Below are 25,815 nucleotides of genomic sequence, written 5' to 3'. Positions count from 1 at the left end.
GCACGGTCACCCTTTCGCTTTCGAAAGAACAACGACCCGCCCTGGCCACTGTGACCGGCGCGAGGTAGAAGGAGAGTTTGCAGCATGACGAAAACCAGCTACGACTACGTCATCGTCGGCGGCGGAAGCGCGGGCTCCGTGCTCGCCAACCGGCTGAGCGACGGCGGCCAGGCCAGCGTCCTGGTCCTCGAGGCCGGGCGGAGCGACTACCCCTGGGACCTCTTCATCCAGATGCCGGCCGCGCTCACCTTCCCCAGCGGCAACCCGCTCTATGACTGGCGCTACGAGTCGGACCCGGAGCCCCATATGGGCGGCCGCCGCGTGGCACATGCCCGGGGCAAGGTCCTGGGTGGCTCCAGCTCCATCAATGGCATGATCTTCCAGCGCGGCAACCCTTTGGATTACGAGCGCTGGGGCGCCGACGCCGGGATGGAGACGTGGGACTTCGCGCACTGCCTGCCGTACTTCAACCGGATGGAGAACGCACTCGCCGCGGACCCGGACGATGAACTGCGCGGACACTCCGGCCCCCTCGTGCTGGAACGCGGGCCGGCCACGAACCCGCTGTTCCAGGCCTTCTTCGCCGCAGCCCAGGAAGCCGGTTACCCGCTGACGGACGACGTCAACGGGTACCGCCAGGAAGGCTTCGCGGCCTTCGACCGCAACGTGCACAAGGGTCAGCGGCTCTCGGCGTCGCGCGCCTACCTGCGGCCGAACTTCGGCCGGGACAACCTGACCGTCCTCACCCGGGCACTGGCCACCAAGATCAACTTCACGGGCAACGTGGCCACCGGCGTCACGTACCGCCGCAACGGCAAGACCCACCAGGTGAACGCGGGCGAGGTGATCCTGGCCGGTGGCGCGATCAACACCCCGCAGCTGCTGCAGCTCTCCGGCGTCGGCGACGCCGCCCACCTGAACTCCCTGGGCATCAACTCCGTGGCGGACCTGCCCGGCGTCGGCGAGAACCTCCAGGACCACCTCGAGGTCTACATCCAGCACGCCTGCACCCAGCCGGTGTCCATGCAGCCGGCCCTGGACGTCTGGCGTATGCCGTGGATCGGCATGCAGTGGCTGCTGGGCCGGAAGGGACCGGCCGCCACCAACCACTTCGAGGGCGGCGGCTTCGTCCGCTCCAACGAGGATGTCGCGTACCCGAACCTGATGTTCCATTTCCTGCCGGTCGCCGTCCGCTACGACGGCCAGAAGGCCGATGCGAAGCACGGCTACCAGGTACACATCGGCCCCATGTACTCCGACGCCCGCGGCACCCTCAAGATCACGTCCACCGATCCCACCGTGCACCCGTCCATGGTGTTCAACTACCTCTCCACGGACCAGGACCGGCGCGAATGGGTCGAGGCTGTCCGTGTGGCGCGTGACATCCTGGGCCAGTCCGCCATGGGCCCCTTCAACGGGGGCGAGCTCTCCCCGGGGCGGTCCGTCCAGACGGACGCGGAGATCCTCGACTGGGTCGCCCGCGACGCCGAGACAGCGCTGCACCCGTCCTGCACGGCGAAGATGGGCCCCGATTCCGATCCCATGGCCGTCGTGAACCCGCTGGACATGACCGTGCACGGCACCGAGGGCCTCCGCGTGGTGGACGCGTCCGCCATGCCCTACGTCACGAACGGCAACATCTACGCGCCGGTCATGATGCTCGCTGAGAAGGCGGCCGACCTGATCGCCGGCAAGACCCCGCTGGCGCCGCAGCACGCGGAGTTCTACCGGCACGGCGTCAGCCCGCTGGAGCGCACCCGCGACGCCGCCCCTGCGGCCAGGGGCTAGGAATGCCGGATGCACACACGAGAAGGAGAAACAATGACTGCCACGGCTGAGCACGTCCAGCAGGTCGGGACACCGCAGGCCATCAAGGGCCTGTACATCGGCGGAGCCTGGCAGCAGGCGTCCGACGGCGGCACCGCATCCGTGCGCTGCCCGGCAGACGGGCGCGAAGTGGCGGTCGTCGCGTCATCCACCGCGGAGGATGCCGAGCGGGCGATCGCCAGCGCGCGGGCGACGTTCGATGGTGGCCCGTGGCGCAGGCTCACGGATATCGAGCGGGGTGCCGTGCTGCTGCGCGTGGCCGATCTGCTCGAACGGGACAAGGCCGCCTACGCCCGGGCGGAGGCGCTCGACACCGGCAAGCGCCTTGTCGAGGCCGAGTACGACATGGACGACATTGCTGCCTGCTTCCGCTACTACGGGAAGATCGCGGGCCTCGACGCCGGCAGGGTGATCGACACGGGCCGGCCCAACGCCATCAGCCGCGTGGTCTACGAGCCGCTGGGCGTGTGTGCCCTCATCGCACCCTGGAACTACCCACTCCTCCAGGCCGCCTGGAAGGTGGCGCCGGCACTCGTCGCCGGGAACTCGTTCGTGCTGAAGCCCAGCGAGCTCACACCGTCCACGTCGATCCTCCTCATGGAAACCCTCGAAGAGGCAGGCGTCCCTGCCGGCGTCGCGAACCTCGTCACCGGACCCGGCGCGAGGGTGGGCGGCCCACTCAGCTCCGATCCGCGCGTCGACCTCGTCTCCCTGACCGGAAGCCTGGCCACAGGCCGGACGATCATGGCTGCGGCCGCGGAGACGGTCAAGAACGTCGCCTTCGAACTCGGCGGCAAGAACCCGAACGTCGTCTTCGCGGACGCGGACTGGGACGCCGCCGTCGACAACGCCCTGACGGCCATCTTCCTGCACTCCGGGCAGGTCTGCTCGGCAGGGGCGCGGCTCGTGATCGAGGAGTCGATCGCTGACCGTTTCGTGGCCGAGGTCGTGGAACGGGCGCAGAAGATCCGGATGGGCGGGCCGTTCGATCCGGACGCCGAGACCGGGCCGCTCATTTCCGCCAAGCACCGGGACCAGGTCCACGCCTATGTCCAGGCCGGCATCGCGGAAGGCGCCGAGCTCCTGTGCGGGGGCTACGTCCCCGACGAGGGACCGCTCGCCGACGGCTACTTCTACCCGCCCACCGTACTCGGCAACTGCCGCTCCGGCATGAGCGTACTCCGCGAGGAGTCGTTCGGCCCCGTGCTGACCGTCGAGACGTTCCGGACCGAGGATCAGGCGGTCGCCATCGCGAACGATACGGAGTACGGCCTGGCCGGCGCGGTGTGGACCTCGGATGCCTCGAAGGCGCAGCGGGTCGCCGGCGGCCTCCGGCACGGAACCGTGTGGATCAACGACTACCACCCGTACGTACCGCAGGCCGAGTGGGGCGGCTTCGGGAAGTCGGGGATCGGCCGTGAACTCGGCCAGGCGGGTCTCAACGAGTACCGCGAGGCGAAGCACATCTGGCAGAACGTCCAGCCCGCACCCAGCGGCTGGTTCGGCACTCCGGCTTCGAGGGAAACGGGGGAGGGCGCAGCCGACTAGGCAACAGCCTTGGGGAAACAGCGGGGCGCCGCAACGGCGCGGCGCCCGGTCTCGCCTGCGTCCACGCCGGGCGCAGGCCACCATCGTGCTTTTCTGACTTAGGAGTTCAATTGGCGGAACCCAGCAAGAGTACTGATTCAAGCGGCATGGACCAGTTCGGCTATGCCCAGACCCTGGACCGGAGCATCGGCAAGTTCGCCAGCTTCGCGGCCGGAGTCAGCTACATCTCCATTCTGACCGGTGTTTTTCAACTGTTCTATTTCGGTTACTCCATGGCCGGCCCGGCCTACGCCTGGTCCTGGCCGATCGTCTTCGCCGGGCAGTTGATGGTGGCCCTGTGCTTCGCCGAACTGGCAGGGCGTTACCCTGTGGCCGGATCGGTCTACAACTGGGCCAAGAGGCTCTCCTCCGGCACCGTCGCCTGGCTGGCCGGATGGCTGTTGCTGATCTCTTCGATCGTGGCCCTGGGCGCCGTGGCACTGGCCCTCCAGCTCACCCTGCCCCAGATCTGGTCCGGGTTCCAGGTCATCGGTGACGGCACCGGCACCTCCGACTTCGCCCTCAACGGGGTGATGCTCGCGAGCATCATGATCGGAATCTCCACCCTCATCAACGCCTTCGGCGTGAGACTCATGACCAAGATCAACAGCGTCGGCGTCTTCGTCGAACTTGTTGCCGCGGTGTTGCTCATCCTCGCGCTTGCATGGCATGTGGTCCGCGGACCCGGCGTCCTCTTCGAGACCACGGGATTCGGAGTGGACCACCCCTTGGGCTTCTTCGGAGTCTTCATCATCGGCGCCATGGCATCGGGCTATGTGATGTACGGCTTCGATACTGCCAGCTCCCTCGGCGAAGAGACCAAGGACCCCAAGCGCACGGCACCCAAGGCCATCCTGCGGGCGATCACCGCATCCTTCGTGCTGGGTGGACTGATCCTGCTCACCGGACTCCTCGCGGCCCCGGACCTGGATGATCCCAAGCTGGGCTCGGCCGACGGCGGCCTGCAATACATCGTGCTCTCCGTGCTGGGCGGCCCCTTCGGCAAGGCCTTCCTGCTGTGCATCGTGGTGGCCGTCATGGTCTGTACGCTGGCCGTCCACGCCGCCGCCATCCGCATGATGTTCGCGATGGCCCGGGACAACAACCTTCCGTTCAGCCGTCACCTGGGCAAGGTGCACCCGGTCCGGAAGACTCCGACGGTCGCCGCCATCGTGATCGGCGTCATCGCGGTCATCCCGCTGATCGTGAACGTCTCCCAGCCGGCCATCTTCACCATCCTCTCCAGCATCAGCATCGTCCTGATCTACCTTTCCTACCTGCTGGTGACCGTGCCCATGCTGCGGAACCGCCTCACCAGGAAGTGGCCGCTGCCCGACGACGGCACCGAGCCCGGTTTCAGCCTCGGCAAGTGGGGACTGCCGGTGAACATCCTCGCGGTCCTGTGGGGTGGCGCCATGACCGTGAACCTCACCTGGCCGCGCTCGGAGATCTACAACTCCGTGCCGCCGTTCGAGTGGTACCTGCAGTGGGGTGGGGTTCTCTTCGTCGCTGCCGTCATCATCACCGGCGTCCTGATGTACCGACTGAAGCTTCGGCACCGGACGGGTGTCCTCGCCGGACATGCAGCCGCAACACCAGCACCTTCGTCGGGGGGCTCCGCCGAGACGAGATCGCTGGCGTCCACCGAACTGGTGTAGGTCCCGCTGTCCGGCCCCACTTGTCCAGGCATCGCCTGGACAAGTGGGGCTGGAGTTACACCGTCACCCTCTCGACAGGGTGACCGCTGGTGATCAGACGAGTGTTCCGGAGCGGGCGAAGAGCCTGTTCGAGGCGATCTGAGCGCCGCGCCCCAGGGACTCGAGCTTGGCCGCGGCGATCTGCGGGTGGATCCTTCCGCCCAGCCCGCAGTCGGTGGAGGCGACGACGTTCTCCCGACCTACGAGTGCGGCGAACCGCTCGATGCGCTGGGCGACCAGTTCAGGGTGCTCGACGACGTTGGTCGCGTGCGAGACGACGCCGGGAACGAGCACTTTCCCGGCAGGAAGGTCGACGTCCTGCCACAGCGTCCATTCGTGTTCGTGACGGGCGTTCGCTGCCTCGAAGGAGTACGAACCGGCGTTGATGCCCAGTACAAGGTCCACGATGTGGCGGAACTCGATGTCCGTGGTGTGCGGGCCGTGCCAGGAACCCCAGCAGACGTGGAACCGGACCTGTTCCTCGGGTAGTCCCCGCAGCGCATAGTTCAGCGCCTCGACCCGGATCCGGGTGAACTTCTGGTAGTCCTCGATGGTGGGTTCGGGGTTGATCTGGTCCCAGTTCTCCGCGATGGACGGATCGTCGATCTGCACGATCAGGCCTGCTTCGACGATGGCCTTGTACTCCTCGCGCAGGACATCGGCCCAGGCGTAGATGAACTCCTCCTCGCTGGCGTAATAGTCGTTGCCGATCCTGCTCGCGGACCCGGGTGAGAGGGCCGTGATGAATCCTGTCGGGATGCCCGCGGCGCCCAACCCCGCTTTGAGGTTCGTGATGTCGCTGGCCAGTGCAGCGTGCCCGGTGTAGGAGATCGGCCCGGTCGCGGACGGAAAGGCTGTGGCGTTCTTGCCGATCTGGATGCCGCTCTCGGGATCCTGGTAGGCCGCCGCGAAGCGGGTCCAGTCACGCCGGTCGGCGAACGAGGTCAGCCTGATGGCGCCGGGCTCGCTACGGACAGGCTCGGCGAGGATCGGATTGAAGTCCGTCAGTTCCAGGCCGGCGGTGCGCTGGAAGCTGTAGGTCCACCAGGCTCCGTAATCGACCGGGTTGGACATCGCCTTGCCGTACTCGCCATCGCCCGGGATCGTGATCCCGAACTCCTTCTGGCGTTGGACGAGGTCCACCACGGCAGTCGTGAGCAGTCCTTCGAATTCCGGTGTCCGTTCCAGGGTGAAGCCGTCCTCGGCGAAGGTGCGGGCGGCGTTGGCGGCGATCAGTTCCGGTGTGCGGGGCAGCGAGCCGGCGTGGCTGGTGGAGATGCGATCGAGTGTCATGATGTTTTCCTTTCCATCGGTCCTGCCATTAGCACCTTTCCGGACAGGAAATCCGGGGGAAGCTGCAGCGTCATGGAGGCAGGTCTCTCAGCTGCTCTGGATGGTGTGGCTTAGGGCTCTAAATCCACCGGTGACGCAGGCACGTCCCCTCCACAGCCAGAAGGCTGAGCACCAATCGGAGGGGCTGGCCCCATCATGGACGACGATGAGCGCGCCGGAAAAACCAGGGGCGTAATATTCCGGAGCAATTCGGTGCGGAGTCTCGACTCCTGCGGCCGGCGAAATTCCCTGCTACCAGGCGTGGAACCGTCGATAGGCGTGCGAGCGCACGAGGGCACAAAGGCGCGGGGTGTTTACTTCGATCACGATTGCGTGGTTATACTTCCAACAGCTTCATGAATTGTGACCGTCAAGCTCCGACTTGGTCACATACCAACCCCGCGCTCGGTGGGTGGTTCGGATGACGAAGCGGTCCGCATTCACCCCCCGGGGTACCTGGTGCGGGCAAGAGCTCCCGAAAGGACGCGGCCCCGTGCCGCCCGCCGATGACTGCTACCTCCCTTGCTGCCTCCCACGCCCAGGTTCCCCTGTCGGTCGTGAGCATTCACGACTACGAGGCACTCATGGCTCCACGTGAAGCGTTCGTGGACTTCCTCCTCGGACCGCATGTGGCACCGAATCGCACGGAGGACGCCGGTCTGCCCCCACTGGCAGTCTGAGGAATGCCACGCACAAGCGGCCTCCTTCTGGATACCGACGTCGTCGTGGAGTTGCGGAGCCCACGCCCTTCCACGGCTGTCGTCGATTTCCTCCAGCGGAGGAGACACTTCCGTATATTCGTCTCCGCCCTGACGATCGGGGAACTGCATCTGGTGAGCCGGGAGAACCAGCAATATCGGACCGTCGGCGCCTGGGTGCAGGAGTTCGTGAACTCCTACAGCTCGAACATTCTTTCCGTCGACGCTGATATCGCCGCTGTCTGGGGCCCGATGCTGAGTGACGCCGAGGTGTCCGCAGTCGATTCCCTCATTGCTGCGACTGCAATTCATAAAAGCCTTTCCATTGTGTCGGGAAATGTCGAGGTCTACCGGGATTTCCCGGTGTCGGCCATCAATCCCTGGATTCCGGAAGCGCATGCGGTTGGGGCGCCCCCGACCCCGCCATCCCACACGGGACCGGCGACCCGGTCCCTGTAGACCCGCTCGATCCCAAGCCCTGACCACTTCTGCCGAAGGAGCATCTTCGATGAGTACCGGTGACGCCGGCTGTACGGCCACTTCCCAGATCCACGCAGGTTATGAGCCGCAGGCCCCCTACCGGCCCGTGGCAGTCCCCATCTATCAGACCGCGGCGTATGAATTCCCGGACTACGCATCGGCCCGGCGCATGTTCGCGCTGAAGGAGCCGGGCTTCACCTACACGCGGACCGGCAACCCGACGGTGGCAGTGCTGGAGCAGCGGATCGCTGCGCTCGACGGCGGCGTGGCCGCACTGGCGACGGCGACCGGGCAGGCCGCGGTCGCCGTCGCCCTGGTGTCGCTGGTCCGCGGAGGTCAGCACATCGTGGCGTCGTCGAAGCTGTACGGGGGGACGGTGGACCTGCTCACGGACACCTTCGACGATTTCGGGATCGAGGTCAGCTTCGCCGACCCCGCGCACCCCGGTGCCTGGCAGGCCGCTGTGCGCCCGACGACGCGGGCCTTCCTGACCGAATCCATCGGCAATCCGCTCGCCACGCTGCAGGACCTGCCGGCGCTTGCCGCGGTCGCCCATGCCGCCGGGGTGCCGCTGGTGGTGGACAACACCCTGGCGACCCCGGCCCTGTTCCGGCCCCTCGACCACGGGGCTGACATCGTGGTGTATTCGGCCACGAAGTTCCTCGGCGGGCACGGGAGCACCCTTGCAGGTGCCGTGGTCGACGGCGGGCGCTTCGACTTCTCCGCCTACCCGGACCGGTGGCCGCAGCTCACCCGGCCCAAGCGCCGCTACGGCGGGGAGGTCCTGTGGGAACGCCACGGCCACGGCGCGTACCTGGCCCTCGCACGCAGCAAGTACCTGCACGACCTGGGCCCCTCGCTCGCACCGGGAAGTGCCGCGCAGATCCTGCAGGGGCTGGAGACCCTGGACATCCGGGTGGCCCGGCACGCCCGGAACACCCGCGAGGTCATCCGGTTCCTGGCCGGCCACCCGGCCGTCGCCGCGGTACACCACCCCTCCGTCGCGGGCCACCCGCAGGCCGGAATCGCGGCCAGGGACTTCCCGCACGGGGCCGGCAGCGTGTTCTCCTTCGACCTGGCCGCAGAGCCAGGGCAGGTGGGGGCCTTCATCGACCGGCTCCGGCTGTTCAAGCTGGTGGCCAACGTGGGGGACACCCGGTCCCTGGTCGCGCACCCCGCTGCGATGACGCACTGCCGGCTCACCCCGGAACAGCGCGCCACCGCCGGGATCGCGGAAACCACCATCCGGCTCTCCGTGGGTCTGGAAACCGCGGCGGACCTCGTCGCGGACCTGGACCTGGCGCTGGCCCCGCTGGTGGGAGCCGAGGACCGGGCACTGGCCCCGCTGGTGGGCGCCGCGGACATCGCGGCTACTCCGGCGGCAGGGGCCCCTGCCGCCCCCGCAGGAAGAGGAGCCTGACATGGCGCAGTACACAGGGTTCAACACGACAGCCGTCCATGCCGGGCAGGACCCTGATCCGTTGACCGGTGCGGTGATCCCGCCGATCTACCAGACCTCCACCTTCGTGCAGGACGGGATCAACGTGCTGCGCGCCGGGCACGAATACAGTCGGGGCTCCAACCCGACCCGCAACGGTTTCGAGGCCCAGCTGGCCGCGCTCGAGCACGGGACGGCGGCCTTCGCCTTCGCCTCCGGGCTGGCGGCCGAGGACGCGCTGCTGCGGGCACTGCTGCGCCCCGGCGATCACATCGTCCTCGGCGGGGACGGCTACGGCGGGACCAACCGGCTCATCAACGGGCTGCTGGGCCCGTGGGGTGTGGCGAACACGGCCGTGGACATCACCGACCTGGCGGCGGTGGCCGCAGCGGTCCGGCCGGGCTCCACCGCGATGCTCTGGGTGGAGACGCCGTCGAACCCGCTGCTGGGCATCGCGGATCTGGCCGGGTGGGCGGCGCTGGCGCACGATGCCGGGGCCCTGCTCGTGGTGGACAACACGTTCGCCTCGCCCTACCTGCAGCGGCCGCTGGACCTCGGCGCGGACGTGGTGGTGCACTCGACCACCAAGTACATCGGCGGGCATTCGGACGTGCTCGGCGGTGCCGTGGTCGTGGCCGACCGTACCTTCCGCGGCACCGCGCTGGCCGAGACCATCGGCTATCAGCAGTTCGCCGGCGGCGCAGTCGCCGGGCCGCAGGACTGCTACCTGGCCGCCCGCGGCCTGAAGACCCTCGGCCTGCGCATGGAGCGGCACACCTCCAATGCCCAGGCTCTCGCCGAATGGCTCCGTGACCAGCCCGGCGTCGCGGAGGTGCTCTACCCCGGACTGCCCGAGCACCCGGGCCATGCCCTGGCAGCGCGCCAGATGTCAGGTTTCGGCGGGATCGTCTCGCTGCGCTTCAGTGCCGGAGAAGCCGCCGCACGGGCGTTCGCCGAATCGACCCGGCTCTTCGCGCTCTCCGTGAGCCTGGGCGGGGTGGAATCGCTGGTCTGCTACTGCTCGGAGATGACCCACGCCTCGGTACGCGGGACCCCGCTGGCCGTGCCCACCGACCTGGTCCGGCTGTCCGTCGGCGTCGAGGACCTGGCAGACCTGCAGGAGGACCTGGCCACCGCGCTGGAGAAGACACATCGGGCGTCCAGGAGAGGCGTGGCTCTCAGCGCCTGACCCCGGTGCAGCAGAACACCGCTGTCCCGGGCCTGCTCACTACCCAGTACGACGGTCGATGACCCCGTGTTTCCTCATACGACAGCTCGCTTCCCCGGCTCTTGGGTGCGGGCGCAAACGGTGCTTGATTGAATTCATACGCCACGAAAGGACCCATCATGTCGGACATCTCGGATATCTCGGACCTCAGCCCCCGGCGCCTCCGGCAGGTGTTGGGACACTTCGCCACCGGGCTCACTGTGATCACGGCGGCGACGCCCACGGGTCCGGCCGGGTTCACCTGCCAGTCCTTCGCCTCCCTCTCGCTCGACCCGGCGTTGGTCACCTTCAGTCCGGCCCGGTCCTCCACCACCTGGCCCCTGCTCCGTGCAGCGGGACGCTTCACCGTGAACATCCTGTCGGCGGAGCACCAGCACCTGGCCGGCCAGTTCGCACGCTCGGGTACGGACAAGTTCGCCGGCGTCGACTACACCGCGTCTCCGCTGGGCAACCCGGTCCTGGAGGACGCACTCGCCTGGGTGGACTGCGAGCTGCACCAGGAGTACGACGGCGGTGACCACACCATCGTGGTGGGGAGCGTCCGGTCCCTGAGCGCGCGGCTCGACGCCGAACCCCTGCTGTTCTTTCGGGGCGCCTACGCCGGAGTGCAGTCCCCGGCAGCAGTGCTGGAGACGACCGCATGAGCAGACCGCGCACGGCTCGCTGAGGCCCTGAACCCCGATTCCGGGCTCCCCGCTGTCATTCCGCAGAGAGGGAAGCATCGACGTCGGGCAGGCCACTCCCGAACTTCCCGCGCCCGGCCTCCTGTCCGTAGAAGCCAGGAGTCTTTCTTGGTAGAGTTCGGGAACTACTTTGAATCGTTTCAAGCCAGCTGTCCCGATGGCGGGCACAGCAGTGAGGCGATCCACCCTCAGCGCACTGCTGCAGTCGAAAGGACCATCGCGTGATCAAGCGCCAACTCCCCGTCCCGGCGGAAATGCTCGAGCTGATGCAGTTCAAGAAGTTCGAGCTCAACGGCAAGAAGCGGCGGCTGGACTCCGCGCTCACCATCGCGGACCTGCGCACGATCGCCAAGCGCCGGACCCCGAAGGCGGCCTTCGACTACACCGACGGCGGCGCCGAGGGCGAGCTGTCCCTGGCCCGGGCCCGCCAGGCGTTCGAGGACATCGAGTTCCACCCCTCGATCCTCCGTCCCGCCGAGCACGTCGACACCTCGGTGGAGATCCTCGGCGGACCCAGCGCCCTGCCGTTCGGCATCGCGCCGACCGGGTTCACCCGGCTCATGCAGACCGAGGGCGAGACCGCCGGCGCCGGCGCGGCGGCCGCCGCCGGCATCCCCTTCACCCTCTCGACCCTCGGCACCACCTCGATCGAGGGAGTGAAGGCCGCGAACCCGAACGGCCGCAACTGGTTCCAGCTGTACGTGATGCGCCAGCGGGAGATCTCCTACGACCTCGTCAAGCGTGCCGGTGAAGCCGGGTTCGACACGCTCATGTTCACCGTCGACACCCCCGTCGCCGGCGCCCGGCTCCGCGACAAGCGCAACGGATTCTCGATCCCGCCGCAGCTGTCCATCGGCACGGTCCTCAATGCGATCCCGCGGCCGTGGTGGTGGGTCGACTTCCTGACCACCCCGAAACTGGAATTCGCGTCCCTGACCGACACCGGCGGCACGGTGGGTGATCTGCTGAACGCGGCGATGGATCCGACGATCAGCTACGACGATCTGGCCATCATCCGGGACCTGTGGCCCGGCAAGATCCTCATCAAGGGGGTCCAGAACGTCGAGGACTCCGTGCGCCTCGTGGAGATGGGGGTGGACGGGATCATCCTGTCCAACCATGGCGGCCGCCAGCTCGACCGCGCGCCCATCCCGTTCCACCTGCTGCCGCAGGTCGTCCGCGAGGTCGGCCGGGACGCCACGATCATGGTGGACACGGGCATCATGAACGGAGCGGACATCGTCGCGTCCATGGCCCTCGGCGCGAAATTCACCCTCATCGGCCGCGCCTACCTCTACGGACTCATGGCCGGCGGACGCGAAGGCGTCGACAAGACCATCGCGATCCTCCGGGACGAGATCGAACGCACCATGCGCCTGCTCGGTGTCTCGCACCTCGGCGAACTCGAGCCCCGACACGTCACGCAGCTCACCCGCCTCGTACCCGTCAGCGCGGCACCCAGTGAGGTCGCAAGGCTCGGCTGACAGCAGTGACCGGGGAGCTCGAGGGCCGGCGACCTCCCGTCAAGCCCTTCGACACCAGGGGATCCTGCCTGCCGCGACGGGCGGGCAGGATCCGGGGCCAGGGACGTCCGCGTCAGCCGCCTGCCGCTTCCCGCAGCGCGGCCCCGGAGTGCAACCGGGAGATCGCGAGCTGTGCGTAGAGCGCTGCGCCGTCGGTGAGGACGCTGTCGTCGAAGACGGCATAGGGCGAGTGGTTGAACGGCGCCGTCACCGGTTCGACGCCGGGAGGCACCGCCGAGAGGAAGACGAAGCTGCCCGGCACCGCGTCGAGGATCCGGGAGAAGTCCTCCGACCCGCTCATCGGCTGCGGCATGGTGACGTACCGTTCGGCGCCCAGCAGGTCGGCGACCTGGGCCTCGGCATGGGCCGTCTCGTCGAAGTCGGTGATGGTCACGGGGTATTCGTGGAGGTACTCGATCTCGGCCTCCAGCCCGTGGGCGGCTGCGATGTGTCGCACCAGCCGAGGGGCGGCCTCGGTCATCCTCTCCCGGTTCGCCGTCGAGAAGGTCCGGATGGTCGCCTCGATCCTCGCGGTCTCCGGGATGATGTTGCGCTGGGTGCCCGCCTGCAGGACTCCGACGGACAGCACCACGGGGTCGAACATGTCGAACTGCCGCGTGATCAGGACCTGCAGTTGGGTGACGATCTCCGCGGCGACGGTCACGGGGTCCTTCGCCGTGTGCGGGGAGGATCCGTGCCCACCCGCTCCGCGCACCGTCACCATCAGGGCGTCCGACGCCGACATGAGGGGGCCACCGCGGCTGGTGAACATGCCGTTCGGCATCAGCGACGACGTCACGTGCATCCCGTACGCCGCATCGGGCGTCCGGCCGGCCGCGCCCAGGACTCCTTCCCGGATCATGACGCCCGCGCCGTCGTGACCCTCCTCGCCGGGTTGGAACATGAGGACGACGTCGCCCGGCAGTTCCCCGCGGCGCTCGGCGAGGAGGGTGGCCGCGCCCGCGAGCATCGCCGTGTGGAGGTCGTGACCGCAGGCGTGCATGACGCCGTCGACCTCTGAGCTGTATGCGACTCCGGTCGCTTCCTGCACCGGGAGCGCATCCATGTCCCCCCGCAGGAGCACCACGGGTGCGGTGCCGTCCGTGCCGGACGCGCCACCGCGCAGGACGGCGGTGACCGACGTCGTGTCCGTGCCCAGGGTCACCTCGTAGGGGAGTCCGTCGAGGGCTGCGAGCACCTTCTCCTGCGTGCGCGGCAGATACAGGCCCAGCTCCGGCTCACGGTGCAGGCGGTGCCGGAGATCGACGATGTCTCCGGTGAGCGACCGGGCATCCTCGAGAAGTGCCGCTGGGGACAGGGTCATGGATTCCTCCTGGCAGGGACGGGGCTGTTCTCCCACCCTTGCAGAAGAACTTCGGACAGGCGAGGGCGCCCAGCGGGCGGGGCCTGCGCGCGAGCCGGCACGGGCCCCGGCGGAACCGGCCCGTAGTGGCAGGTTTACCGACCGGAAGGGACTTTTGGCCCTAGTGCAAAGCGGAAGTGCCCCGTGAAATGGGACGGATTCGCCGTCGGCTTTTACGGCAGCTCCGCGGATCACTGTCGATTGAGGAGCTTTTCACCATGACCAGTATCAGCATCATCTGGAGCCGGCTCGACCCGACCGTGCAGCAGTGGCTCCTGCAGAACCCAGGGTGTGTCGTCCTTCCACGGACCATGGCCAACCGTGTGACGACCGGAACGGGCGAGGAGCTGTCGGTCGACGAGCATGGGGAACACTGGTTCTCGCCGGAGGACATCACGTTCCTGAAGGCGCGGCGACGGGCGATAGACGGGGACAGATCCACCGCTCCGACCGGTGCTGAGGCGCGCCCTGATGCTCAGGAAGAAGCGCTGCGCCGTTGAGGGGACACTTCCTGGCCCTGGCCGGCTCGGGCACCGGAGTCCCCTCCGGATGGAGCGACCAGGAGGACCTGTGGTGACGGCTTCATGGGACCGCCCGGCAACCGCGGGCCGACCCGACAAGCGGATCCGGCCCATCGTGGTGGCGGTCCGTGACGCTGCGACGGGTGGCCCGGCCGTCCTGTGGGCCGCGCGTCGCGCGGAGTGGCTCGGTGTCCCGCTGACCCTCGTGCACGCCGTGCCGGATCCCGCCCTGATGCCGCCGGGCAGCGCCTACGGAGACGTGGTCATCGGAGGCCGTGAGGTGCTCCGGGCGGAAGCGAGCCGCATCGCCGCCGATTTCCCCGCGCTGCACGTCGGGACCTACCTCCACTGCGGCGATGTCGTGGAGGCGCTGCTGGGTCTCGCCGCCGAATCACCGCTGCTCATCCTGGGCTCGGACCGGATGGACGCGGTCAGCGGCGAGTTCCGGGGCTCGGTGTCCCTGCAGGTCGCCCTCGGATCAGTCGTACCCGTCGTCGTCGTACCTGCGCCTGACGGCAGGGCGCCCGGCGCCGAGCGGACCACCGAGGGGACTGCCGATGCGACCACCGGGGGAGTGGTCGTCGGCGTGGATGGATCCCCGCCCTCCGGCGTCGCCCTGCTCAGGGCGGCCGATGAGGCCCACGCGATGGGCACGACCCTGACGGTCGTGTCAGCGCCCACCGGATCGGGGTCGCCGCAGACCCTGGTGACGCAGGAGGGGCTGTCGGCACTGCTGCTCGACGTCTCCACGCGCTACCCGCACCTCGCGGTGCGCCAGGTCCTCGACGAGGTGCACGCTGCGGCGCAGGCGCTCGCGCACTATGGTGCGGGCGCCGACCTCCTGGTGATCGGACGCCACGGGAGGGGAGCCCGGACGGGAATGTCCCTGGGATCGGTCACCCACACGCTGCTCCTGCACCCACCCTGCCCGACCCTGGTCGTCCCTGATCCGGGGCCCATGCCACCGTTCGACGGAAAGGTCCAAAAGCCGGAGCGGACCCCCGTCCGCTGACGGCTCCGCGGCGTGCCGGCCCGGGACGCGAGCCGAGCGCGAACGCCGTTCCGTCGAACGCGCACGGACCGTTCCCGCACGGGCTACTCCGGGGGGAGGGGATGAATCTCCCGATACTTCTGGATGTGCAGGGCGAGTTTCCGCTCGGTCTCCCGGCGGCGTTCACCTTGACGCTGGAGGAGCATCTTCGGGTCTGTTTCCTTCTCATGGGTCGGCTGTCCCCTGGCCGCGGACGAGTCGCGGGCCGCAGGAGGAACAGCAGGAAGGGGAGATGGGGTCTGGTCGGTGATCACGGTGGGTGTCCTCTGCTCGCCCGTTCGTGGAGTGGGGTCGGCCCGCGGTTCGGCCGACCGCATGCGGCGGCACGTCCTTCCCCGGCGGGCCCGTAGTCAATGGTCGGTCCGGGGGGTGCTGTCCCCCTAGGGTCTTAAGGCTCCATTTCGGCGGGGAGGGGACGGTCGCGGCGTCCGTGCCTCCCCGTCACCCGTCGTGGACCTGCGTCACCGGGGCGGCGGGATGCTCAGGGCCTGCTGATGAAGACAGCCGCCTGGGTGCGGCGCTGGAAACCCAGCTTCGACAGCAGCGACGACACGTAGTTCTTCACCGTCTTCTCGGCGAGGAACAGCTCCCCGGCGATGTCCCTGTTCGTCAGGCCGGCTCCGATGAGGGCCAGGACCTTCTTCTCCTGGCTGGTCAGCCCCACCAGGCGCGGATCCTCCACCGGGGCAGCACTGAGCCCGGCAACGATGCGTTCCTTCAGCCCTGCATCGAAGAGGGATGCCCCGCGAGCGGCGCGATGCAGCTTGTCGATCAGGTCGGAGCCGAGGATCTCCTTCAGGATGTACCCGGAGGCGCCGGCGAGGACGGCCCCGCGCACGGCCTGGTCGTCGTCGTAGCTGGTCAGGATGACGCATGACAATGAGGGATCGATGGAGCGCACGTCACGGCACACCTCGATGCCCGTACCGTCAGGGAGCCTGGCGTCGAGGATCGACACGTCCGGGGACAGGGCGGGGATCCGCCGCGTAGCCTCCTCGGCGGAGCCCGATTCCCCGACGACGACGAAGCCCTCACCCTCGAGCAGCTCCCGCAGACCCCGCCGCACCAACTCGTGATCGTCGAGAAGGAAAACCGTCGATCTCTCCGCCCGCCCGTCAACCATCGCGCCTGTCATCTTCTTCCTTCTGTCTGGGCAAACCGCTCATCCCGCTCGACGTCCATCATCGACCGGCCGCCGGACCTCGGGCAGGGCCGAAAGTCACCTTCGACCGTGGGTCTTTCGACCCTGTCGTACCCCTCGCGCCCGGGCAACCATGAAGATGTACGCATTCCCTCTTGCCAGGACCAGGAATCGACCATGGAGCCCACCATTCCGCCCCGCCGCCGGGCCAACGTCGTCGGAGCGGACGGCTCGACGCCGTCCATCCGCGCGCTGGAACCCGCCGCACTCCTCATCCCGCTCGCCGGCGACGTCCTCCGGGCGGCCGACCCCGCACGGACCGGTCGAGGAGGTGCATCAGCGTGACCCCGCCCAGCGCGGCAGGCAAGCCGGTGGTCGTCGGCTACGACGGCTCGGACGGTGCGAAACGTGCCGTGCTCTGGGCGGCCCGATACGCGGCGGCGGCCGGCCTGCCGCTCGTCGTCGCCCACTGCTGGCCCTGGCCCCTCTTCACCAAGGACCTCGGCCCCGTGCCGGGCGTCCAGGACAGCGGCCTGCGCCGGCAGGCCGAGACGACGGCAGAGGAAGGACGCACGCTCGCAGCAGGCTCCGAGCCCGACCTCGATGTCGGCAAGCGCATCGTCATCGGATTCCCCGCCGAAGCCCTGACGCGACTCTCCACCGAAGCGTCCCTCGTCGTCACCGGGACACGAGGCCTCGGCGGCTTCTCCGGGCTGCTGGTCGGATCGGCCAGCCTCCACCTCGCGTCGAGCGCGGCGTGTCCTATCGTGGTGGTCCGGGACGCGCGCCCCAGGTCCGACGCCGTCCTGGTTCCCGTCGACGGATCTCCCGAGAGTGACCGGGCGGTGGCGACGGCAGGCGATCTCGCGGTGGCCCTGCGCAAATCCATCCATCTCCTCCACGTCGAGCAGGCCCGACGGCGCCACCCCGCCGAGACCGTCCCTGATCCCGATCCCGTCCTGGAGCGGTCCGCCGCCCTGCTGGCGGCCCGTCCGGGCATCGCCGTCACGACGGAGCACCTGACCGCCCCCTCGATCCCCGGACTGATCCTGGAACGCGCCCGCAGCGCAGCCGGCGTGGTCATCGGCGCCAAGGGGCACAGCACGCTCGGCGTGCGGCTGGGCTCGACGGTCCACGCGGTTCTCCACCACGCCCAGGGAAACGTCATCGTCGTCCGCTGACCCATCGTCCGTCAGCGGATGTCGCGACGGGAGAGCCCGACGACGGCAGCCAGCACGAGGGCGCCGCACAGGCCGAGGATGACCGCCATGCCACCCCACGCACCGTTCCCGAAGCCGTTCGCGAGCGGAGCCGGGCCGAACGCCCAGGTGTAGGGGGAGAAGTGCCTGAGCCATCGTGTCGCCTCCGCCTGGTTGCCGAGGGCGTTGAAGGCGTACCCCACGACGGCGATGCACGCGCCTGCCGCCACGGATGCGGTCCTCGAACCGGTTCCTGCTCCCGCCGCGACAGCCGCAAGACCGCTCAGGAGGCTCAGCAGGTACAGCGCTACCGTTCCCGCGAGGACGTGGCCGGGCGTCAGCCCGAGCTGGGAGGGTCCGTTCAGCACGAGGACGGTCACCAGCAGCACGCCGCAGACGACGGCGAGGCGCAGCGCCAGCGCGAGGGCCGCCTCGAGAGCGACCTGGGGGCGGGTGACGCCGTGCGCCAGGGTGAGCTCCAGGGCCCCGCTCTCTTCCTCGCCGCCGATCGCGGCTGCCCCCCACCCCACGGCGGCGATGGTCAGCAGCACGAAACCGATCAACCCCAGAACGGTCGCCTGGGCGTAGCCCGCACCCGTGGAGATCGAGGCGAAGCCGAGGGTCTTGACGAGTTCCGACGGCATGGATGAGATGACGGCTTCGAGGTCACCGGTCGCCCCCATCGACGGATAGATCGGAAGGTAGAGGAAGCTCGCCGCGATGAGCCCGACGGACCAGCCGGCCATCCCGGCGCGGGAGCGGCGCACCGTGTGCCGGACGACCGGCAGTGCACTACCGGCCATCATGCCCGCCCTCCGGCCCCGGTGCCGCCTGCCCGTACAGGCCGAGGACGGCCTGTTCGAGGTCCGGTTCCTCGATCACGACGTCGACCAGCCGGAGGCGGGACAGGACGCCGAGCAGCGCGACGGGGGAGCCGGACACCTGGCCCTCGACGACCGTCACCGCATCGCCCGGGCGGAGGGGACCGGGAGGCTCATCCGCCTCCCGGAACACCAGGCCCGCCTGCCGGAGGGCCTCTGCCTGCCCCGCCGTCAGCGGGGCGTCCAGCTCGAGCCGGACGGTGCGGGGCGCTTCGTCGCGCAGCTCGGCCACGCGCGCGGAGCGGACCAGATGGCCCTGCCGGATCACGGCGACGTGGTCCGCGCAGTGCTGCACCTCGGAAATCACGTGCGACGAGAGGAAGACGGCCTGGCCGGCTGCTTTCGCTTCCCGCATGAGGGCGAGGAACTCGCGTTGCATGAGGGGGTCGAGGCCGGAGGTCGGCTCGTCCAGGACGAGCAGTTCGGGTCGGTGCATCAGCGCCTGGACGAGCCCGAGCTTCTGCCTGTTGCCCTTCGAGAGCGTCCTCACGCGGCGTGACGGGTCGAGCCCCAGCCGTTCGACGAGATCGTTGCGGAAGCGCTCGTCGACGGGGCCGGAGATGAGGCCGAAGTACCGCAGCGTGTCGCGCCCCGTGGCGCCGCCGTCGAGCTTGAGGTCCCCGGGCAGATAGCCCACGCGCCTGCGGAGGGAGGGCCCGCTCCGCCAGGATTCGGTACCCAGGACGACGGCCGTACCGCTGCTCGGCCTGATCAGGCCGAGGATCAGGCGCATGGTCGTCGACTTGCCCGCGCCGTTCGGGCCGATCACGCCCACGACGCTGCCGGGCGGCACGGAGAGCGAGACCCCCTCCAGCGCTGTCAGGGATCCGAATACCTTGGTCAGGTCCCGCAGTTCGAGTGCGTCCTTCATGCTTCCTCCGTAGGACGGACAGCCCATGGCCGCCCCGTGCTCCGACTCATCGGTGCACGGGCCTGGGAGAATACAACCACGCGCGGGGCCCGCTACGGAGGGCCGGGGATACTCCAATCCACCTGCGGGACTGCTGCGGCCGATGCGGGGATACGGGCGACCTGCTGGTAAACTGGAAACACTTGCCTGCGCACGGCGGAAAACTCCAGCCAGTTGAACGCGCAGCCTGCGTCGATAGAACGCATTCTTTTGTCCCGCATCCGGCTCCGAGGATCGTGAGCGCGGTGGACACTGTCTGACTTTTCTTCGGCGAACCCCTGCGCCAACCGGTGCCGGGGAAGATGAGAAGAAAGTTCGTGTTAACTACATGACTACTTTTGCCGCCCTTGGTGTGCCCAAAGCGCTGGTCGAGAACCTCGCCGCGCAGGGAATCACCGAACCATTCCCCATCCAGGTCAAGTCGCTCCCTGACTCCCTGTCCGGGCGCGACGTCCTCGGACGCGGCCGCACCGGCTCGGGCAAGACCCTCGCCTTCACCCTTCCCATGGTCGCGCGCCTCGCCGAGCAGGAAGCGGCCTACCGCCGCAAGCCCGGGCGCCCCCTGGCCCTGGTCCTCGCACCGACCCGCGAGCTCGCCACCCAGATCAACGCCACCGTCGAGCCCCTGGCCAAGGAGCTCGGACTCAACACCACCGTGATCTACGGCGGTGTGTCCCAGCAGCGCCAGGAGAAGGCCCTGCGCGCCGGCGTCGACATCGTCATCGCCTGCCCCGGGCGCCTCGAGGACCTGATGCGCCAGAAGCTCATCACGCTCGAGTCGGTGGAGATCACCATCCTCGACGAGGCCGACCACATGGCCGACCTCGGCTTCCTGCCCGTCGTCAAGAAGCTGCTCGACACTACCCCGGCCGACGGCCAGCGCCTCCTGTTCTCGGCGACGCTCGACAACGGCGTGGACAAGGTGGTCAACCGCTACATGACCAACCCCGTCACCCACTCGGTCGACGACCCGCAGGCCGCGGTCACCACGATGGAGCACCACGTGCTCCTGATCGGCGACCAGACGCAGAAGAAGCAGCTCATCGTCCAGCTCGCCTCCGGCACCGGACGCCGGCTGCTGTTCATGCGGACCAAGCACCACGCACGCAAGCTCGCCAAGACGCTCACCGACGCCGGCATCCCCGCCGTCGACCTGCACGGCAACCTGTCGCAGAACGCCCGCGACCGGAACCTCGCCGAGTTCTCCTCGGGTGACGTCCGCGTCCTCGTGGCCACGGATGTCGCCGCGCGCGGCGTCCACGTCGACGACGTCGAACTCGTGGTCCACGTGGATCCGCCCACGGAGCACAAGGCGTACCTGCACCGCTCGGGCCGCACGGCCCGCGCGGGTTCCTCGGGAACGGTGGTCACGATCACCCTGCCCGAGCAGAAGTCCGAGGTCCAGAAGCTCATGAAGGCCGCCGGCGTCGACGTCGCATTCGAGAACGTCAAGGCGACCTCGCCGCTCGTCCTGTCACTCACCGGTGACATGGCCGACAAGATCGATCCGCGCACCCGCGCCGCGCTCCTCGCCTCGCGGGAGGCAACGCGCGGCGAAGGTACCTCGACGGGTGCGAACGCCGAGCGCAAGCGAGCCCGCCGTGGCGCCGCAGCCCCGGCTGCGGGAGGCCGTGGCGGAAGGGGCGGACGCGGACGCGTCTCCGCCGAGCCGCAGGCCGCGCAGGGCAACCGTGCGGAGCGCCGCAAGGACCAGCCGCAGGCCCCGCGCTTCGGCTCGGACGCCGGTGCTGCCGGGAAGTCGGGCGGGTCGCCCCGCCGGGCCGCCGAGCCCCGCACGGCATCGGAGACCACGACGCGCAGCCGCCGCCCGGCGTCCGGACAGCGTGTCGGCGACGCCGTACGCCGCCCTGCCGCCGGAGCTCCCGCAGCAGGCGGCCAGCAGCGGAGCCACGCGCCGTCCTCGGCTCCGCGGGCCGAAGGCGCACGCCGCGCCGGTGGCTCCCGCAGGGCCAGCGCCCCGGCGTCGAACGACCGCCGCTCGCGCTAGCACGGTCCGGCCCAGGAACCGCTGAAGGGCTCCCTACCCGCGTGGGTAGGGAGCCCTTCGTCTGCTGCGTGCAGTGCGTGGCCCCATGCGGAACAATGGCCGGATGAACACACTCCTGAATGTCATCTGGCTTCTGTTCGGCGGCATCTGGCTCGCCCTCGGCTACTTCGCGGCGGGCATCATCTGCTGCCTGCTGATCGTGACCATCCCGTTCGGCATCGCCTCGTTCAGGATCGGCGCCTACGCCCTGTGGCCCTTCGGCCAGACGGTGGTGAACCGGGGTGGGCCGACAAGCGGCTTCTCGATGGTCGGCAACATCATCTGGCTGCTCGTCGCGGGCATCTGGATCGCCATCGGCCACGTGCTCACCGCCATCCCGATGTTCGTGAGCATCATCGGCATCCCGCTGGGCATCGCCAACCTGAAGCTCATCCCGGTGTCCCTCGCTCCGCTCGGCAAGGTGATCGTCCCGTCGTCGGGAACGTACCTGCCCACCTACCGCTGAAGGGCCGCCACGCATCCACCGGCGGCCCTCCTGGCGCGCCTAGTCGGATCCGGTGACCGCGGACCCGCCCGTGCCGTTCCGGGTGGAGCCGTTCATGCCGGCCTTGTCCGGAGTCTTGAGCAGGTCGCCGAGCAGCGCGATGATATCGAGCCCGGTGGTGTCCTTCACCAGCTGCGTCGTCTGGTGGACCCCGCTCGAGACATTCCTGCTCAGCTGGCTGGCGCCGTCATTGGAGACCACCGTCATGGTGTCGATCGCCGACATCGGGGCGGCGATCTCGCGCGCCATCGCCGGTAGGACCTCGAGGACCTTCGACAGGATGGCGGCCTGGTTGAACTTCTCGTAGGCCTCCGCCTGCGCGGCGATACCCGCCGCTTCCGCCTTGCCGCGCGCTTCCGCCGACCCTGCCTCCGCATCACCGCGGGAGGCGATGACGGCGGCGTCGGCCCGGCCTCGAGCTTCGTTGATCGACGCTTCGGCGGTACCGCGCGCGGTGTTCGCGGCGGCGTCCGCCTCCGCTGCCACCCGGTCGCCCTCGGCGACGAGCTTGCGGCGCGAGAGGTCGACGCGGGCCTCGATCTCCGCGGCCTCGGAGGCGCGGCGGCGTTCCTCGAGCTTCGCGTCGGCCTGCTGGATGAGGCGGTACTTCTCGGCGTCGGCCGGCTTGCGCACCTCGGTGTCGAGCTCGCGCTCGCGGAGCTCCGCCCGCCGCTGCGCGACCTGCTGCTCGCGGATGATGACCTGCTCCTGCTGTTCGGCCTGGGCGAGGGGGCCGGCGGCGTCGGCCCGTGCCTGGCGGGCATCGGCCTCTTCCTTCAGCTCTGCCCGGCGGATGATCAGCTGCTGCTGCGCGAGGGCGACCTGCTCGTCGGAGAGGGCGCGGGCCTGCTCGGACTCCTGCATCGAGCGGGCCTCGGCGATCTTCGCGTTGCGCTCCGCAAGGGCGGCCTCGGGCCGGCCGAGGTTCTTCAGGTAGCCCGAGTCGTCGTCGACGGACTGGATCTGGAACGTGTCGATCTCCAGGCCCTGGTTGTGCATGGAGTGCTCGGCCTCCTCCTTCACGCTCTTGGCGAAGGTGGCGCGGTCACGGATGATCGATTCGACGGTCAGGGTTCCCACGATGGAGCGCAGGGAACCCGAGAGGGTCTCCTGCGTGTAGTGGTCGATGGCCTCCTGCTGGTTGAGGAACCGCTGAGCCGCCTTGCGGACGGCGTCGGCGTCGCCGCCCACCTTGACCTGGGCGACACCCGTCAGGTGGAGCTTGATGCCGTTCTTCGAGATGCCCTCGATGCGGAGCGAGACCTGGCGCGATGCCAGGGACAACGGGTAGGCCCGCTGCGAGAACGGGTTGATGAAGATACGACCGAAGACCACGCGCTGGCTGTCCGGATCCGGCTGCCCCTTGCTGTCCTTCGACGAGATGATGAGCGCCTGGTCGGGGCTGGCGATATGCAGGGCCATACGGGCGAGCACGATGGCGGCGATGATGGCGGCGAGCAGCACCACCGCGCCAATGATGAGCGGAATGAACGTGAGATCCACTGGAACCCTTTCAACGGTCCTCGAAGTGCTCCGCCGCAGCGAGTGCGCGCCGGAGGAAGAGCAAACTACTGCGTGCTGACCTGACCCCCATGTCATTCGAAAGTGGACCCGCGGACTGGCCCGCGGGTGCTGGACGTCTAGGAAGCGGCACCCGTCAGGAAGGCCTGCATGAGGGGACCGCCGGACGTTGATCCCAATTCGCCCTCCTCCACGAAGACCGCGACGGCGAGGTCTCCCTGGAGGGCGACGACCCATGCGTGGGTCCGCGGGGGAGTCTCGCTCCCGAACTCGGCTGTCCCGGTCTTGGCCAGGACGGGCTCGCCCGGCACGTCCTGCAGGAGCTGGGCCCCGCCCTGCCCGACGACGGCGGCCATGAGCGTCTTCAGGGCCGCGGATTCTCCGGCCGTGAACGCGCTCGGGGCGGCCTCGGACGGTGCGCCGGAGTCCTCCCCAGTGCCCTCCTCGGCGGAGGCCGACGCCGCCGCGTCGCTGGTGGGGGCCGCGGTGGCCGCGGCGCTCTCCGACCCCGGATCGAGGTCGGCGGACCCGCCCGGAGCCAGGAGTGTCGGGGTGACCCTCGATCCGGCGCCGACGGAGGCGGCCATGGTGGCCAGTGCGAGGGGCGAGACGAGCACCTCGCCCTGGCCGATCATCGCGGCGGCGTGTGCCGTGCCCTCCGCCTCGGTCGGCACGGAGCCGAAGAACGCCGGCGTTCCGATGGCCGACTCGACCCCGACGCCGAGGTCGGCGGCCGCGCTCGCGAGGTCGGCCTGCGTGATCTCGTCCCGCGTCGAGATGAATCCGGTGTTGCAGGACTGCGCGAAGGTTTCCAGGAGGGGGATCGTGCCGAGGAACTGCACGGGATACGTGCTCGCGTTGTTGAAGGTCCGGCCGTCCACGGTCACCTCCTCGGTGCACTGCGTGGGAGTCTGCGGCGTGAAGCCCTTCCTCAGGAGTGCGAGGCTCGTGGCGATCTTGAACGTGGATCCGGGCGGGTACTGGCCCAGGAGCGCCGTCTGCAGGCCTTCGCTGCCGGGGCCGTTCGCTGCGGCGAGGATCTCTCCCGTACTGGGGCGGATCGCCACGATGGACGACGCCGAGGGCTCGTCCGCAAGCACCTTCTCCCCGAGGCCCTGCAGCCGGGCATCGATCGTGGTGGCAAGGTCCGTGCCGTCGACCGCGGGTGTGGCGAAGAGCTGCCGGGTGGGCGTGTCGGGGGCGTTCACCGGCACGGCGGAGACCTGAAGGCCGGGCGTGCCGCCGAGCCGGGTGTTGTGCTGCAGCTGGAGCCCCCCGAGTCCCGTGACGTCTCCGGCCCGGACGGCACCGTCGGACTGCTCCACGAGTTCTTCGGTCGCTTCGCCCACGCTTCCCAGGAGTTCCCGGGCGAAGGTGCGGGTCGGGCCGAGTTCGAGGGTGTCCGCCTGGCGGAGTGCTCCCGGGACGGCATCGATCTGCGCGTCCGTCACGGTCCGGGTGGCATCGTCCCGCAGCACGAGGGCCACGACGAACGCGTCCGCACCCGCCGCCGTGACCTGCTCCTCGTATGCGGCCGGATCGATCTCGAGCAGTGCAGCGAGCGCTTGGGCGGAGGCGGCCTGCTGCGTCTCGGGGACGAGCGTCTTGTCGATGCCCACGCGGATCACCGGCCGCTCGGTGACGAGGACTTCCCCGCCCGCGCCGGTGATGTTCCCGCGATCCCCGGGAATGCGCGTGAGGGTGAGCTTCTCGTCCGGCAGGAGGTCGGGGACGACCACCGCCGGTTCCCACGCGGTCTGCCACACGTCCTCGACACGGGTGAGGTCCGCGGTCGTGCTGTAGGTCCAGTCGGAGTCGGTCTCGTCGAGGTCCCACACGTAGTCGAGGGTCGCCGTGGCGCTGTCCTCCCCGGTCTCCTCGACGTCCGCGACGCTGACCTGCGGCATGTCCGGCGCAAGGCCCTCGGTGATGGCGACGAGTTGGGCGGTCACCTCGGCAGGTTCGGCCGCCGTGAAGGCGGACTGCCCGACGTCGAGCCGGGAGAGTCCCTCGGCCAGGGTCCCGGCGGCGTCCTCCGCCGTCGGCCGGTCGCCGGTGCACGCTGCCAGGCTGACCGCGAGAACGGCGGTGGTCAGCACGGACATGGCACGGCAAAGTTTCCCCATACGGTCATTATGACCGGGCCGCGCAACCACCCGAGGTATGCCCGATATCCGTCCGTC

21 protein-coding genes and 2 riboswitches are annotated in these 25,815 nt (G+C 69.1%); of the genes, 14 read left to right on the top strand and 7 right to left on the bottom strand.

The window, feature by feature from the left end:
• Positions 1-84: 84 nt before the first annotated feature.
• The 3 genes from betA to ACX80H_RS07180 all read left to right on the top strand — a co-directional run bounded on the left by betA (position 85) and on the right by ACX80H_RS07180 (position 5,072).
• On the top strand, positions 85-1,788 hold the full coding sequence (gene betA, locus ACX80H_RS07190) for a choline dehydrogenase (protein WP_459312126.1): 1,704 nt from the start codon (positions 85-87) through the stop codon (positions 1,786-1,788).
• Positions 1,789-1,821: 33 nt separating this feature from the next.
• The gene (locus ACX80H_RS07185; protein WP_459312124.1) at positions 1,822-3,375 is read left to right on the top strand and encodes an aldehyde dehydrogenase family protein; all 1,554 of its coding nucleotides are present in this window, start codon (positions 1,822-1,824) and stop codon (positions 3,373-3,375) included.
• Between the two features lie 146 nt (positions 3,376-3,521).
• Positions 3,522-5,072: an APC family permease gene (locus tag ACX80H_RS07180; protein ID WP_459313383.1), complete on the top strand. Its 1,551-nt coding sequence runs from the start codon at positions 3,522-3,524 to the stop codon at positions 5,070-5,072.
• 93 nt (positions 5,073-5,165) lie between these two features.
• On the opposite strand, the gene ACX80H_RS07175 is transcribed toward ACX80H_RS07180, so the two are convergent.
• A complete protein-coding gene (locus ACX80H_RS07175) occupies positions 5,166-6,404 on the bottom strand; it encodes a cobalamin-independent methionine synthase II family protein (protein ID WP_459312123.1) in 1,239 nt (412 codons plus the stop codon).
• A 10-nt stretch (positions 6,405-6,414) separates the two neighbouring features.
• Positions 6,415-6,511: riboswitch (SAM riboswitch) on the bottom strand.
• Positions 6,512-6,795: 284 nt separating this feature from the next.
• Positions 6,796-6,921: riboswitch (SAM riboswitch) on the top strand.
• A gap of 205 nt (positions 6,922-7,126) precedes the next feature.
• Between ACX80H_RS07175 and ACX80H_RS07170 the strand changes: the two genes are divergently transcribed.
• The 5 genes from ACX80H_RS07170 (at position 7,127) to ACX80H_RS07150 (ending at position 12,454) form a co-directional block, all read left to right on the top strand.
• Entirely contained in the window at positions 7,127-7,600 is a 474-nt protein-coding gene (locus ACX80H_RS07170; protein WP_459312121.1) for a PIN domain-containing protein, read from the top strand.
• A 49-nt stretch (positions 7,601-7,649) separates the two neighbouring features.
• Complete coding sequence (locus ACX80H_RS07165) at positions 7,650-9,041, top strand: O-acetylhomoserine aminocarboxypropyltransferase/cysteine synthase family protein (protein WP_459312119.1); 1,392 nt, start codon at positions 7,650-7,652, stop codon at positions 9,039-9,041.
• A gap of 1 nt (position 9,042) precedes the next feature.
• Positions 9,043-10,248, top strand: a complete 1,206-nt coding sequence (locus ACX80H_RS07160; RefSeq protein ID WP_459312117.1) for a cystathionine gamma-synthase — start codon at positions 9,043-9,045, stop codon at positions 10,246-10,248.
• Between the two features lie 167 nt (positions 10,249-10,415).
• The gene (locus ACX80H_RS07155) at positions 10,416-10,931 is read left to right on the top strand and encodes a flavin reductase family protein (protein WP_459313382.1); all 516 of its coding nucleotides are present in this window, start codon (positions 10,416-10,418) and stop codon (positions 10,929-10,931) included.
• A gap of 260 nt (positions 10,932-11,191) precedes the next feature.
• Positions 11,192-12,454, top strand: coding sequence for an alpha-hydroxy acid oxidase (locus ACX80H_RS07150; RefSeq protein ID WP_459312115.1), 1,263 nt, complete (start codon positions 11,192-11,194; stop codon positions 12,452-12,454).
• Positions 12,455-12,566: 112 nt separating this feature from the next.
• Here the strand turns inward: ACX80H_RS07150 and ACX80H_RS07145 are convergent, their stop codons facing one another.
• The gene (locus tag ACX80H_RS07145) at positions 12,567-13,817 is read right to left on the bottom strand and encodes a M20 metallopeptidase family protein (RefSeq protein WP_459312113.1); all 1,251 of its coding nucleotides are present in this window, start codon (positions 13,815-13,817) and stop codon (positions 12,567-12,569) included.
• A gap of 257 nt (positions 13,818-14,074) precedes the next feature.
• On the opposite strand from ACX80H_RS07145, the gene ACX80H_RS07140 reads away from it, so the two are divergent.
• Both ACX80H_RS07140 and ACX80H_RS07135 read left to right on the top strand, forming a co-directional pair.
• Positions 14,075-14,356, top strand: coding sequence for a hypothetical protein (locus ACX80H_RS07140; RefSeq protein ID WP_459312111.1), 282 nt, complete (start codon positions 14,075-14,077; stop codon positions 14,354-14,356).
• Between the two features lie 73 nt (positions 14,357-14,429).
• Complete coding sequence (locus ACX80H_RS07135; RefSeq protein WP_459312109.1) at positions 14,430-15,389, top strand: universal stress protein; 960 nt, start codon at positions 14,430-14,432, stop codon at positions 15,387-15,389.
• A gap of 520 nt (positions 15,390-15,909) precedes the next feature.
• Here the strand turns inward: ACX80H_RS07135 and ACX80H_RS07130 are convergent.
• On the bottom strand, positions 15,910-16,563 hold the full coding sequence (locus tag ACX80H_RS07130) for a response regulator (RefSeq protein ID WP_459312107.1): 654 nt from the start codon (positions 16,561-16,563) through the stop codon (positions 15,910-15,912).
• 183 nt (positions 16,564-16,746) lie between these two features.
• Between ACX80H_RS07130 and ACX80H_RS07125 the strand changes: the two genes are divergently transcribed.
• Both ACX80H_RS07125 and ACX80H_RS07120 read left to right on the top strand, forming a co-directional pair.
• Entirely contained in the window at positions 16,747-16,914 is a 168-nt protein-coding gene (locus tag ACX80H_RS07125) for a hypothetical protein (protein ID WP_459312105.1), read from the top strand.
• A complete protein-coding gene (locus ACX80H_RS07120) occupies positions 16,911-17,750 on the top strand; it encodes a universal stress protein (RefSeq protein ID WP_459312103.1) in 840 nt (279 codons plus the stop codon). Before ACX80H_RS07125 ends, ACX80H_RS07120 begins: the two co-directional genes overlap by 4 nt.
• Positions 17,751-17,761: 11 nt before the next feature.
• On the opposite strand, the gene ACX80H_RS07115 is transcribed toward ACX80H_RS07120, so the two are convergent.
• Both ACX80H_RS07115 and ACX80H_RS07110 read right to left on the bottom strand, forming a co-directional pair.
• Complete coding sequence (locus ACX80H_RS07115; protein WP_459312101.1) at positions 17,762-18,574, bottom strand: ABC transporter permease subunit; 813 nt, start codon at positions 18,572-18,574, stop codon at positions 17,762-17,764.
• Entirely contained in the window at positions 18,561-19,520 is a 960-nt protein-coding gene (locus tag ACX80H_RS07110) for an ABC transporter ATP-binding protein (protein WP_459312099.1), read from the bottom strand. Before ACX80H_RS07110 ends, ACX80H_RS07115 begins: the two co-directional genes overlap by 14 nt.
• Positions 19,521-19,887: 367 nt before the next feature.
• Here ACX80H_RS07110 and ACX80H_RS07105 point away from each other — a divergent pair, with 367 nt between their 5' ends.
• Together ACX80H_RS07105 and ACX80H_RS07100 are read left to right on the top strand one after the other, a co-directional pair.
• Positions 19,888-21,567, top strand: a complete 1,680-nt coding sequence (locus ACX80H_RS07105; RefSeq protein WP_459312097.1) for a DEAD/DEAH box helicase — start codon at positions 19,888-19,890, stop codon at positions 21,565-21,567.
• Positions 21,568-21,670: 103 nt separating this feature from the next.
• Positions 21,671-22,072, top strand: a complete 402-nt coding sequence (locus ACX80H_RS07100; protein WP_459312095.1) for a YccF domain-containing protein — start codon at positions 21,671-21,673, stop codon at positions 22,070-22,072.
• 39 nt (positions 22,073-22,111) lie between these two features.
• Here ACX80H_RS07100 and ACX80H_RS07095 read toward each other — a convergent pair whose 3' ends face one another.
• Positions 22,112-23,614 (bottom strand): flotillin family protein, encoded by a 1,503-nt coding sequence (locus tag ACX80H_RS07095; protein WP_459312093.1) that lies wholly within the window; start codon positions 23,612-23,614, stop codon positions 22,112-22,114.
• A gap of 137 nt (positions 23,615-23,751) precedes the next feature.
• The gene (locus tag ACX80H_RS07090; protein ID WP_459312091.1) at positions 23,752-25,758 is read right to left on the bottom strand and encodes a penicillin-binding transpeptidase domain-containing protein; all 2,007 of its coding nucleotides are present in this window, start codon (positions 25,756-25,758) and stop codon (positions 23,752-23,754) included.
• Positions 25,759-25,815: the final 57 nt, after the last annotated feature.

It is taken from the genome of Arthrobacter pasteuri (assembly GCF_054510955.1).
This window is presented reverse-complemented; position numbering and strand designations above follow the sequence as displayed.

What these genes read in the sequence shown, in the direction of transcription:
- betA (WP_459312126.1), top strand. Translation starts at nt 85, where the DNA reads ATGACGAAAACCAGCTACGACTACGTCATCGTCGGCGGCGGAAGCGCG.
- ACX80H_RS07185 (WP_459312124.1), top strand. Translation starts at nt 1,822, where the DNA reads ATGACTGCCACGGCTGAGCACGTCCAGCAGGTCGGGACACCGCAGGCC.
- ACX80H_RS07180 (WP_459313383.1), top strand. Translation starts at nt 3,522, where the DNA reads ATGGACCAGTTCGGCTATGCCCAGACCCTGGACCGGAGCATCGGCAAG.
- ACX80H_RS07175 (WP_459312123.1), bottom strand. Translation starts at nt 6,404, where the DNA reads ATGACACTCGATCGCATCTCCACCAGCCACGCCGGCTCGCTGCCCCGC.
- ACX80H_RS07170 (WP_459312121.1), top strand. Translation starts at nt 7,127, where the DNA reads ATGCCACGCACAAGCGGCCTCCTTCTGGATACCGACGTCGTCGTGGAG.
- ACX80H_RS07165 (WP_459312119.1), top strand. Translation starts at nt 7,650, where the DNA reads ATGAGTACCGGTGACGCCGGCTGTACGGCCACTTCCCAGATCCACGCA.
- ACX80H_RS07160 (WP_459312117.1), top strand. Translation starts at nt 9,043, where the DNA reads ATGGCGCAGTACACAGGGTTCAACACGACAGCCGTCCATGCCGGGCAG.
- ACX80H_RS07145 (WP_459312113.1), bottom strand. Translation starts at nt 13,817, where the DNA reads ATGACCCTGTCCCCAGCGGCACTTCTCGAGGATGCCCGGTCGCTCACC.
- ACX80H_RS07140 (WP_459312111.1), top strand. Translation starts at nt 14,075, where the DNA reads ATGACCAGTATCAGCATCATCTGGAGCCGGCTCGACCCGACCGTGCAG.
- ACX80H_RS07130 (WP_459312107.1), bottom strand. Translation starts at nt 16,563, where the DNA reads ATGACAGGCGCGATGGTTGACGGGCGGGCGGAGAGATCGACGGTTTTC.
- ACX80H_RS07125 (WP_459312105.1), top strand. Translation starts at nt 16,747, where the DNA reads ATGGAGCCCACCATTCCGCCCCGCCGCCGGGCCAACGTCGTCGGAGCG.
- ACX80H_RS07115 (WP_459312101.1), bottom strand. Translation starts at nt 18,574, where the DNA reads ATGATGGCCGGTAGTGCACTGCCGGTCGTCCGGCACACGGTGCGCCGC.
- ACX80H_RS07110 (WP_459312099.1), bottom strand. Translation starts at nt 19,520, where the DNA reads ATGAAGGACGCACTCGAACTGCGGGACCTGACCAAGGTATTCGGATCC.
- ACX80H_RS07105 (WP_459312097.1), top strand. Translation starts at nt 19,888, where the DNA reads ATGACTACTTTTGCCGCCCTTGGTGTGCCCAAAGCGCTGGTCGAGAAC.
- ACX80H_RS07100 (WP_459312095.1), top strand. Translation starts at nt 21,671, where the DNA reads ATGAACACACTCCTGAATGTCATCTGGCTTCTGTTCGGCGGCATCTGG.
- ACX80H_RS07090 (WP_459312091.1), bottom strand. Translation starts at nt 25,758, where the DNA reads ATGGGGAAACTTTGCCGTGCCATGTCCGTGCTGACCACCGCCGTTCTC.